The sequence below is a fragment of the Bacillus sp. FG16 genome, assembly GCF_057809515.1.
This window is the reverse complement of the sequence record NZ_JBMDKC010000155.1, coordinates 1-8,496: the sequence shown is the minus strand read 5'-3', so window position 1 is coordinate 8,496 and position 8,496 is coordinate 1. Positions and strand designations below refer to the sequence as shown.

Annotated in this window: 5 protein-coding genes, 2 pseudogenes and 1 riboswitch; of the genes and pseudogenes, 4 read left to right on the top strand and 3 right to left on the bottom strand. The window is 34.5% G+C overall.

Translation table 11 applies throughout. The features are described 5' to 3' along the window. Positions 1-599: 599 nt before the first annotated feature. Positions 600-1,595, top strand: a complete 996-nt coding sequence (locus tag ACODS7_RS29945) for a VanZ family protein (RefSeq protein ID WP_098366000.1) — start codon at positions 600-602, stop codon at positions 1,593-1,595. 172 nt (positions 1,596-1,767) lie between these two features. Further along, positions 1,768-2,049 carry a hypothetical protein gene (locus ACODS7_RS29940; RefSeq protein WP_488828305.1) on the top strand — a complete coding sequence of 94 codons (282 nt, stop codon included), beginning with the start codon at positions 1,768-1,770 and terminating at the stop codon, positions 2,047-2,049. Between the two features lie 564 nt (positions 2,050-2,613). Here ACODS7_RS29940 and mmuM read toward each other — a convergent pair. Both mmuM and mmuP read right to left on the bottom strand, forming a co-directional pair. Beyond that, a complete protein-coding gene (gene mmuM / locus ACODS7_RS29935) occupies positions 2,614-3,591 on the bottom strand; it encodes a homocysteine S-methyltransferase (RefSeq protein WP_098629961.1) in 978 nt (325 codons plus the stop codon). Then, positions 3,566-4,975 carry an S-methylmethionine permease gene (mmuP, locus tag ACODS7_RS29930; RefSeq protein ID WP_098366002.1) on the bottom strand — a complete coding sequence of 470 codons (1,410 nt, stop codon included), beginning with the start codon at positions 4,973-4,975 and terminating at the stop codon, positions 3,566-3,568. The genes mmuM and mmuP overlap by 26 nt, the downstream gene beginning before the upstream one ends. Before the next feature lie 83 nt (positions 4,976-5,058). Next, positions 5,059-5,166: riboswitch (SAM riboswitch) on the bottom strand. A gap of 343 nt (positions 5,167-5,509) precedes the next feature. Between mmuP and ACODS7_RS29925 the strand changes: the two are divergent. Then, positions 5,510-5,761, top strand: a pseudogene (locus tag ACODS7_RS29925) (IS4 family transposase); the annotation flags it as partial. Here ACODS7_RS29925 and ACODS7_RS29920 read toward each other — a convergent pair. Further along, positions 5,737-5,985, bottom strand: a pseudogene (locus tag ACODS7_RS29920) (IS4 family transposase); the annotation flags it as partial. The pseudogenes ACODS7_RS29925 and ACODS7_RS29920 sit on opposite strands and share 25 nt — an antisense overlap. Before the next feature lie 339 nt (positions 5,986-6,324). Between ACODS7_RS29920 and ACODS7_RS29915 the strand changes: the two are divergent. After that, on the top strand, positions 6,325-8,496 hold a 2,172-nt coding region (locus tag ACODS7_RS29915; RefSeq protein ID WP_488828303.1), incomplete at its 3' end, for a transglycosylase domain-containing protein.

Here is an 8,496-nt window from a genome sequence, read left to right as displayed (position 1 = left end):
GCGATAGTAATTGAAATGAAGTTGATTTTTAATAAAATTAGTAAAATCAAACCTAGAATAGAAAGAACCGCAAAAAATCTCCATCTTTTTGTATGTAACATATAACCCTCCCTTATGTAGCCTATTTCATCTTATATTTAATTAATTTTTTTGTAAATGTGGAACAACTTTATTGTTTAGGTTGTCTATTAAGTATTACAGCATGAAGAAAGGAATAATTAGTATGAAAAGTTACTAACAAGTCTATTTATAAGTTTAATATGAGTCATTATACAGTTTAGCATCTCTAATGTAAGCAACAAAAAAATAGAGAGAAAAACAAGAAAGGCGATTTTTCAATTACTGGGCTGTACCCTATGCCCATCAAGCTAATATTTTCAGGAACCCCAAAACAAAAACTTTATCTCTTGACAGTTATTTATGTAAATTTAGCTCGTATTTTTGAACGGCATGACGATTTTATCTTATTCAGCCTTGTTTAAAATTACTTCCCTAACGAATAAATCCTATATCTTTTGCGAGCCTTTGAAGATCCAAAGCTCGATTGTTGAATTAGTAATCACTGTACAAAATTATATTCATAAAAACAGAGGTGTAAAATGAACACTATTTTTAATCTAATCGCTAGCTATGCGATTACTACGATTCTACTCACATTCTTGTTACTACTTTTATTTGTTTTTAGTTATTTTGTATTATACAAAAAGATATGTAAAGGAGAAAAAAAACTTACTGTAAAACAAATTATATTGTTTGTTTTAATAACAGGATATTATTCCCTTGCATTATCAGCTACTTCATTTGGTCGTTCAGATGATATGGCCTTTGCAAGAACCATTGATTTTGACGTACTTAGTGTTTATAAAAAAGCATGGAATACATTTTCATTTACTTCCTTTTTCCATATCATTGTGAATATAGGTATGCTTTTTCCTTTAGGAATTTTATTCCCATTATTTAGTAAGGTTTTTCAAAAAACAAAATGGATGTTAATCATCTCAATTATAGCAAGTTTATTGATTGAAATTCTTGAATTCACACTGCAACGAGGAAGTATGGAACTAGCGGATTTACTTCATAATACTTTAGGCATGATGCTAGGATATTCTGTGTTAAACATAGTTCTTATATTTTTGAAAAAAAATCAAACAGATACCAAAATAATCAAATATTTATACCTTCCCATTACAGTAAGTTTCGTCGCACTAGGAATAATGATTTCGTATCAAATGAAGGAATTTGGAAATATGCCTATTGATCCCATTACAAAAAATGATATGTCTCAAGTTACTATAAAAACATCAATACAGTTAAAAGACGAAGGGAAAAAAATGCCTGTTTACAAATATTATGGTACAGAAAAATCACATGTTCGAGATGTTGAAATTCTTTCTCCAAAGGAGGCATTTCAAAAACTGAAACAAGGAGAGTTTGATCCTATAGGATCCTTCAAAGCAGGTGATACATTATTTATTACAAAATATAATATAGATTACTATACTGATACAAAAGGTTTCTCACAGCCTATATATGTTTTTGAAGTTCACTTAAATGATAGGGATAGTTGGTTTCAACCTATTTCCGCAAAGAAATAACGTAAATTGGGTTTTGTTGCAAAGCTTTTTAAGAAATAAACAGAGACCTGAATGTATGAAGGAATATTATGAAGGGCATGAGGATTGGTATGAAAATGAGACGGAAGCAGTTAAGCAACGATATGAGTGGTTAGAAGAAACTTGCCGACTTGAAATGAAATCGTTTGAATAATTGCAATATAAACGAATTACTGGAACGGATGGAGAAAAAAGATTCATTAATGACATTGATGATTATTTTAAACATTATGGTATAGAAACTTATGATATGGATTGGGTAGAAAAAGAATGTGTAAACGTGACGTTCTTCTTCATTTTAGATGAAGCTAAACAGTATCAAAAATATTACCCTCATAATCTTGGAAAATCAAGAGTATCTTGTACAGCTCTCCTTATACCTAATTATAAATGTTTATGTTCAATCTTAGATTTCCTGCTTGGAGGAATAAAATGATCTTGAACAAAGTTTATATAAATAATCTCACAAACCATTGCAATATAAAATACTGCACAAAAGAAAATTAAAATGTATTTAAATGTCTTGTTCATATTGGTACCTTCCTAAAAGGAACTAATTTGGATTTTCATATTGTATGTAAAAAAGGATAGATGAACAGGAGAGTATACCTGTTTACATCTATCCTTTTTTACAACAATATGACCACATTTACTACTACAACAAATTTTCATATAGTTATTGAACTATTTTTTGAATAACTAAATTAACCTCTTCGTTAACTTTAATTACGAATAAATGGTCCCCTTCACCTTCAATTGGATCAACTACATCTTGATTAAAAGATTCAGCATGTTGTCTACCATATCTATTAAACTAGCGGTTTTGATTTTCCCTGATTCCTTTCCATACCTAAGGTACCCAAAAGTCCACTGGATTCCTGAGGCAACTATCCACATTTGTGTCTCTGAAAAGACTTTTTGTACCACTAGACGTAACTGTAGATTCCTGAACAAGCAAAATCATGAAAATACAGACAAAGTTAGATTATCATCCATTACATTATTGTTTTACTTTGTTCGAATAGAAAAACTCGGAAGAACGCCACTTGTTCGATATCTCCTCAATGTGATAAGGTGTCGTTCTGCAGCATCCACCTATTAAACGTGCACCTGCTTGGTACCATTCTTCAGATTGAATATCCAACGCGTTACATTGTTCATGACCATGCCATGTTTTTGTTTCTGGATTATAAATTTCACCAGAGTTTGGATAAACAATAATCGGTTTTTTGGTGTTTGCCCTCAACTCTTGGATTGCGCCAGTCACAACGGTTACTGGCGCACAATTGATGCCTATCGCTACAATTTGTTCACTTTTCTCAAAAACTCGTGCACACTCCACGAGTTTCATACCTTCACTAATCTCTTTCTCATTTTTTAGCGAAAAGGAAAGCCACGCATATGTTTCTGGAAACTCACGCAATAATGTATCTAATACTCTTGCTTCTTGCAGGCAGGGGATCGTTTCAAATGCCAATAGATCTGCACCTGCTTCGATTAACGCAGACATTCTCGAACGGTGAAAGTCTGCTAATGTTTTATCTGTCACACCATAGTTACCTACATACTCTGAACCATTTGCAAGGTAAGCCCCGTACGGCCCAACTGATGCAACAACCAATGGTTTAGGCCTATTCGTTTGAATATTTTCCTTCCAAAAATCATCTCTTGCCCTTCTTGCAAGTAACACCGTTTTCTTAATTAATTCCAAGGCTTCCTGTTCTTGTATTCCACGTGCGGAAAAACCACTAATAGTAGCTTGATAGCTTGCTGTTATGGCACAGTCCGCTCCAGCACGAAAATAGTCCGAATGAACCTGATAAATTAGTTCCGGATTTTCTAATAACACACGTGCCGACCAAAGGGGATCGTCCAAATTACATCCATGCTCCTCCAATTCAGTAGCTAATGCTCCATCAAGAAGCATAATGGAATGTTGGGATAAAATAGCATCAATTGGGTTGATTTTGTTCGACATAATCTACACTCCTCTTTTTTAGATTTTTTGTGAGATAATAACTTCCATAGCAAAACAAAATAAACGGTATGCCGCAATATAAGGCAATTCTCTGTGTTGGATCGAATGCAATTCCAATACACGATGCCAGACAAAGGCTAAAAGAAGCAATTGGTACTAATGGATATAGTGGTGTGCGATAAATCAAGTCCTTTTCAGAATTTCCTTCTTTCAAAAATTGTCTGCGAAATAGGAACTGGGAAGCACTAATACTCATCCAAACTATAACTACTGCTAGACCGGAAATGGAAACAAGTACGATATAGACAGTATCTGGTGCCACGATACTTGAGAGCAAAGCCAAAGCTCCACCCACCATGCTGAAAATGACGGCGTTGATTGGAACACCTTGCTTCGTCATTTTCCCAAAAATCGGGGATATCGTATTCTTATTAGCAAGCGACCAAAGCATTCTAGAAGAGGCATAAAGGCCTGAGTTTGCCGCAGATAAAATGGCTGTTAAGATAACGAAATTCATTATGTCAGCTGAATATGGCACCCCAATTCGTTCTAGAACTGCAACAAAAGGGCTCTCTAATACCCCTGCATCGGAAATAGGCAATAACGCAGATAAAACAACAATCGTTCCTACAAAAAAGATGATCAATCTCCACAGAGTAGTTCGAATGGCCTTCGGTATCATTTTTTCCGGGTTCGCTGTTTCCCCAGCTGCAATGCCTATTAATTCTGTTCCCGAAAAAGCAAAATTAACCGCAAGCATGGTCATCATAATGGCCGTAGCACCATGAGGAAATAAACCTCCACTTGTAAAATTAGAAAAGAATGGTGCTGCTTTTGAATGAGTCATTGGAAGAAACCCTAGCATTGCCGCTACTCCTAAAACAATAAAAATCAAAATAGCTATAACCTTTATCGATGAAAACCAAAATTCGGATTCGGCGAAAAATTTAACAGTCAGGACATTTAATACAAAGATCAAAATGGCAAAAAGAGCACTCCATACCCAAATATTAACCGATGGAAACCATCGTTTCATAAGTAATCCTGCGGCTGTAAATTCAGAACCTAAAGCAACAGTCCAAGTTAACCAATACAACCAGGCTACTGTATACCCTGTACCAGGTCCAATGTATTTAACTGCATAACTATGAAATGCGCCCGTTTCAGGCATATGTACGGAAAGCTCGCCTAAACATAGCATAACTAGATAAACCACTAGCGCACCAATCAGATAGGATAGAATTGTTCCAAACGGGCCAGCTTGTTGAATAGTGTAACCCGAGCTTAAGAATAAGCCAGTTCCAATCACCCCACCAAGTGAAAGCATGACTAAATGACGTGCTTGCATTTTCCTTTGAAATTCTCTCCCATTTTTGTTCTCCATTTCTACGCTCCTTTAGTTACTATCCAGAAAAAACAAAAACGCACTCTAAAAAAGAGGGCGTTACTGACAAATAAAAACGGAAGCTCTCATCTATCAGGATTATCACCCGCTGGAATTAGCACAGTGTCTACTTAAGCAGACCTGTTGCTGAGGTTTCATAAGGCCAGTCCCTCCACCTCTCTGGATAAGAAATATTTTTTTATAACCTTATCAATCCATTTAATAACTGTCAAGATAATTCTGTTTTTTAAAAAAATATCTATTATAGAAATACAAAAAATAGAGTATTACTATAACTGCAACCCACTCCTTCTCGGGTATTATTTAAAAATCGAACATACAAAACCTGATTTATTTATGATACGGTTCACAAGCACTTCCTCAAAATTTAATGCACTTCTAAATATCTTCTTACTTCTTTGGCTATGGGGTCACCATACATAACCATCAACTCAGGAGATTTTAATACCCTCAAATATCAAAAAAACGTTATCCTTTCTAAACAAGCTAAATTAGAAAGGATGATGTTTTCTTATGAATCTCTCGATTCAAGATGAATTATTACCATTTGCAGAATAATTACAACGATATGTTACACCTGTATTCTTAGAAGAACTTGCAAGAGAAATAGGATTTATAAGGCGAAGACTTAAGTTTTCTGGATCAGAATTAGCTGCTATTTGCATTTGGATTAGTCAACGGGTGGCAAGTGATTCCTTGGTTCGATTATGTAGTAGGCTTCATGCAGCGACAGGCACATTACTTAGCCCTGAGGAACTTAATAAAACTCCTGTTGAAGTTTCTAATTGACTACAAAGTTGAGTAAGAGAGGTAGTAGCGATTTGTTGATTTAACCATACACACAAATATAAAAAATGGTGCCTATGGCACTTGCGTTTTCGTTCCATTCCGCCTGCTTCTATAGCTAATTGATTAAGTGTAGTGGGAGACATATATCGATATAACTCTTCAGCAAATAAATAAAACTCTTGTTTTTGATGAATATTTATAAAAAGCACGTCACCCTTACTCATTAACATAAGAGAATAGTAACGTGCTTTTAACTTCAAGAATAGTCTAAATCCTTAAGTTGATGGATGTGGGGTACCGCCACATCCATCAAGCTAAAAATGGATTTTCTATGAAATTCCATTTTTTTGTTGTGCCACTATTACCGTTTCTGTTTCGTTATCAGATAAGCTCAAATTTCTTCCTCATCTTAAAGTGGAACAAATTTATTACTTAAATTGTCTATTTAGTACACTTTTTAAATATGAATATATTTCTTAAAGTGACTTCAATAATTTTAAGTAAATCAACAGGAGAATTGAAAGGCAGGAGAATATAGCATGTCAGAAAATTATCGTTCTCGAGAGGAGCGACGACAAGTTAAAAAGAAAAAACAGCCAGCAGCTAAAAAACAAAAACCAAAAGGCAAAACATCATTTTTTCGTAAGTTTTTAATTAGTTGTTTATTAGTTGGTATTGTAGGGTTAGTCACAGGGGTTACTACTTTTTTCGTTATGATCAAGGATGCGCCAAAACTCGAGAAAGCAAAACTTGTTAATCCGTTATCCTCAAAAATTTATGATAAAGATGGGAAATTGATATATGAATATGGGAAAGAAAAACGAACGAATATTATGTATGGTCAAATTCCTAAGTTAGTAGAAAATGCGTTTTTAGCGACAGAAGATGCACGTTTTTACGAGCACAGTGGCGTAGATTTTAAAGGTACTGCACGTGCAGTTTTAGTCAGCCTAAAAGGGGATTACGGCTCTCAAGGTGGAAGTACGATTACGCAGCAAGTTATTAAAAATTACTTCTTATCGATGGAAAAAACATCAAAGAGAAAGGCGCAAGAAATATATTTAGCATATAAGCTAGAACAACAGTATTCAAAACATGAAATTTTAGAAATGTATTTAAATAAAGTTTACTTAGGTAACCGTTCATACGGAATAGCAACAGCAGTACAAAATTATTATGGTAAGGAATTAAAAGATTTAACACTACCAGAAGTTGCAATGCTTGCTGGTTTAATGAAAGCTCCTAATAACTATGATCCAACGAAAGAACAAAATATCAAAAAAGCAACAGAAAGAAGAAATGTTGTACTTAAATTAATGAATCGACATGGTTATATTACAAAAAAAGAAATGGAAGAAGCATCAAAAGTTCCAGTAACAGAAGGACTTAAGAAAGCAACTGAACAAAAAGAAATGCCTTATCCAGCTTTTATGGATGCGGTTGTGAAAGAAGTTGAAAAAGAGTTGCCAGATGTTAATATGGGATCTGACGGTTTAGAAATTTATACAACATTAGATCCAAAGGCACAGGATTTTGCGGACAAACTTTTAAATAAAGATATTATTAATTATCCAAATGAGAAATTCCAAGGGGCTTTCACATTTATGGATACGGAAACAGGAGAAGTACGTGCAATTGGTAGTGGGCGTGGTGAAAATAAAGCTGTTTTTAAAGGACATAATATTGCAATTGAATTAAATCGCTCAGCAGGTTCAACGATGAAACCAATTTTTGATTACGCTCCTGCAATTGAATATTTAAAATGGGCTACTTACCATCAAATTGATGACTCTCCATTTAAGTACTCAACGGGACAAGAAGTTAGAAATGCTGATAGAAGGCATTTAGGACCAATTACAATACGTGATGCATTGAAAACTTCCCGAAATATCCCGGCTATTAAAACTGCAAAAGAAGTAGGAATTAATAAATCAAAAGCTTTCTCTGAAAAGCTAGGTATTACATTTAATGTAGCACCGACCGAATCAACAGCGATTGGTACAAATGAAGCGTCACCAACTGAAATTGCAGGCGCTTATGCGGCATTTGGTAATGATGGTAAGTATACGAAACCACATTTTGTTAAGAAAATCGTTTATCCAGATGGTAAATCAAAAAACTTTGAGCCAAAGCCAAAACGAGTTATGAAGGATTCAACAGCATATATGATTACTGATATGCTTCGTACTTTTGTTTCATCCGGTTTAGGTACAACAGCTAATATAGGTTATTTAGATATGGCGGGTAAAACAGGGACAACAAACTATTCTTTAGAACAAATAGCACAATATAATTTACCAGAAAGTGCAACTCGTGATAGTTGGTTTGCTGGTTATACACCACAATATACGATGGCTGTATGGACGGGATATACAAAGGATAGTAAAGATGATTATATTAGTAGTAAAAATACGAAAATAGCTCAATTGATTTTTAAAGAAATGATGAGTAAGTTTGCTACAGATAAGTCACAATTTAAAATGCCAAACAGTGTAGTTCAAGAAGGTAGCGAATTACGTATTAAAGGTGAGAAGCGTGATTCTTCTCCAAATACGAAAATAGTAAATACGGCTGAACAGCCGAGTAAAAATAAGCAAAAAGAAAAGCAAAAGAAACAAGAAGAATTAAAGAAACCAGAAGATCAAAAGCAAAGTGAGCCAAACAGTGGTAGTGGCGAAGGAAATACAAAGCCGCCAAACAGTGGTAGTGGC

Bases quoted from the DNA above. Each gene is read 5' to 3' on its own strand.
- ACODS7_RS29945 (WP_098366000.1), top strand. From the start codon at position 600: ATGAACACTATTTTTAATCTAATCGCTAGCTATGCGATTACTACGATT.
- mmuM (WP_098629961.1), bottom strand. From the start codon at position 3,591: ATGTCGAACAAAATCAACCCAATTGATGCTATTTTATCCCAACATTCC.
- mmuP (WP_098366002.1), bottom strand. From the start codon at position 4,975: ATGGAGAACAAAAATGGGAGAGAATTTCAAAGGAAAATGCAAGCACGT.